We start from the raw sequence: 2,276 nt of genomic DNA, 5'->3' as shown, positions 1-2,276 counted from the left end.
ATCAAAAAAGAATAAAACTCAGTCTTGGGGGACTCAGTCCGGTAGAATACCGGACTGAGCATCAAAAAGCCGGTTAACTGAAACTGTCCAGGTTTTGGGGTTCAGTTCAGTTTACGCCGCATCCGGCAACCTGACATAAATTATTTTCCCGCCTCCGGGTGCGTATCAAACGCCGCCATCACCATCGCTAACTCATCCACAGTAAAGCCATGTTTCGCATCATCTACGCCCAGACCAAACTGTTCCTGCATCACGGTATATAACGACGCCACATCTGGTAGATTTCGCTGCTCCACCGCGTGCCCATTTTCATAATGGGTAAAATGAAAATTGGTCAGCGTTAGCTTGCCACCGTCCGGCAAATGGCGGCACATCAGCAAATGATGGCGAAAATGCGACTGCGGCCAGTGCGCAGACCAGAAATTGCCCATTACATAATCGCTTTGTTGCTGCTCGCAGAGATCAAAACGGTACATCGACTGCCAGTGCTGATGATGATTAAACTGCAACACCCAATCATCACCCTCCTGTAACAACCGATACTCTCCGTGTGGCGTGATCTGCACGAGATCGGGAACTAAACGAATCGGCGCGGTTAGCGTCTGTCCACCGAAACCGACATCAGCAATCCATTTTTCCCCTTCCAGTTCCACCAACAACAAACGATGGGTGCGCGGCGGTAATGCTGGCGGATTTGATAACACTACGCGCCCTAACAAGCTGCGAACGTTAAACCCCAGCTCGCGTAACACCCGCTCAAACACGCCATTCTGCTCAAAACAGTAACCGCCACGACGGGCTGTCACCAGTTTCTCTTCCAGCGATTGATCATCAAGCTGTATTTCCCTTGGCAGCAAAACGTCGAGGTTTTCAAATGGAATGGTGCAATTGTGTTTCAGGTGCAATGCACGCAGCGTATCAACATTGACCGCAGCAGCTCCCGACCAGTTAATACGGGCAAAATAATGATTCAGAATGGGCGTCATCAGGCGTTTCCCTTAGTGGTTTTCTCAACTTATAACCTGGAATAGACGCCGCACCGGCTATTTTGTGCGATCGCGGACATGCATCACGTTCGCAAATCGCCAATCCCGTTAATTTCGTTACTTATAGCGTTACGAGCTACGCTTTTAAAACACCCTTCTTAGCGAGGCGATACCGTGAGCCGATTTATCCCCGTCGAATTACACCATGCCAGCCGTCTGTTAAATCATGGCCCAACTGTCTTGATCACCAGTTTCGATGAGCAATCCCAGCGGCGTAACATTATGGCAGCAGCCTGGTCAATGCCGGTGGAGTTTGAACCGCCACGCGTGGCGATTGTGGTAGATAAATCGACATGGACCAGGGAGTTGATTGAACGTAATGGTAAGTTTGGCATCGTTATCCCGGGTGTTGCAGCAACTAACTGGACGTGGGCGGTGGGAAGTGTGTCGGGGCGTGATGAAGATAAGTTTAATTGCTATGGTATTCCGGTTGTGAAAGGTCCGGTACTTGGTTTGCCTCTGGTCGAGGAAAAATGTCTGGCGTGGATGGAGTGCCGCTTGCTACCTGCGACTTCCGCGCAAGAAAAATACGACACGCTGTTTGGCGAGGTGGTATCAGCAGCGGCAGACGCACGGGTATTTGTCGAAGGCCGCTGGCAGTTTGATGATGATAAACTCAATACACTACATCACTTAGGTGCTGGCACGTTTGTTACCAGCGGCAAGCGAGTCACCGCGGGCTAAAGAATCATATGCAGCAACCAAGTTGCTTAAGCAATGTTTCAATATGAGTTAAAAGCATACTTTATTTACGATTGTATATTTTTAGTGAAGATTAATTTATCCTCACCAATATCATAGTAATTGCGTATTATAGCTTCATTGATAAAGCCCTGTTTTGTATAAAATGCGCGGGTGGCACTAAAATCGACATAGCTGGAGGTCTCTACTAAAAGTAGTCTTGCGTGATTGGGACAGGTCAAGAAAAAGCAGTTTTGCAGTTTTTTATTTCAGGGCACAGTTGCGAAAATTGAATACCGTATGGACTAATGTGAGAAAATTCCGAGGTATGACTGTTTTGATATAGTGGACAATCAAGCGTCTCGAATTAACAATGAATTTCAGGTGCCAAGCCTTACAATTTGTAGCATGACGGATATAGGACAACATTAGGAAATCGGGTAATGACTCCAACTTACTGATAGTGTTTTATGTTCAGATAATGCCCGATGACCTTGTCATGCAGCTCCACCGATTTTGAGAACGACAGTGACTTCCGTCCCAGCCTTG

Annotated in this window: 3 protein-coding genes; 1 reads left to right on the top strand and 2 read right to left on the bottom strand. The window is 47.5% G+C overall.

What is annotated here, in order from left to right; translation table 11 throughout:
• Nucleotides 1–140 precede the first annotated feature (140 nt).
• Nucleotides 141–986, bottom strand: coding sequence for an N-hydroxyarylamine O-acetyltransferase (gene nhoA, locus ACJHX3_RS24695; protein ID WP_000187930.1), 846 nt, complete (start codon nt 984–986; stop codon nt 141–143).
• Nucleotides 987–1,160: 174 nt separating this feature from the next.
• Here nhoA and ACJHX3_RS24690 point away from each other — a divergent pair, with 174 nt between their 5' ends.
• Nucleotides 1,161–1,730 carry a flavin reductase family protein gene (locus tag ACJHX3_RS24690; protein ID WP_000085928.1) on the top strand — a complete coding sequence of 190 codons (570 nt, stop codon included), beginning with the start codon at nt 1,161–1,163 and terminating at the stop codon, nt 1,728–1,730.
• A gap of 451 nt (nt 1,731–2,181) precedes the next feature.
• Here ACJHX3_RS24690 and ACJHX3_RS24685 read toward each other — a convergent pair.
• Nucleotides 2,182–2,276, bottom strand: a 95-nt coding sequence (locus ACJHX3_RS24685) for an IS1 family transposase (RefSeq protein ID WP_000306640.1), incomplete at its 5' end; no start/stop codon positions are given.

Origin of the sequence: Escherichia sp. WS1265 (genome assembly GCF_046487585.1) — a bacterium.
Lineage (GTDB): Bacteria > Pseudomonadota > Gammaproteobacteria > Enterobacterales > Enterobacteriaceae > Escherichia > Escherichia coli.
The sequence above is the reverse complement of the archived record's forward strand: the minus strand, read 5'-3'. Positions and strand labels throughout refer to the sequence as shown.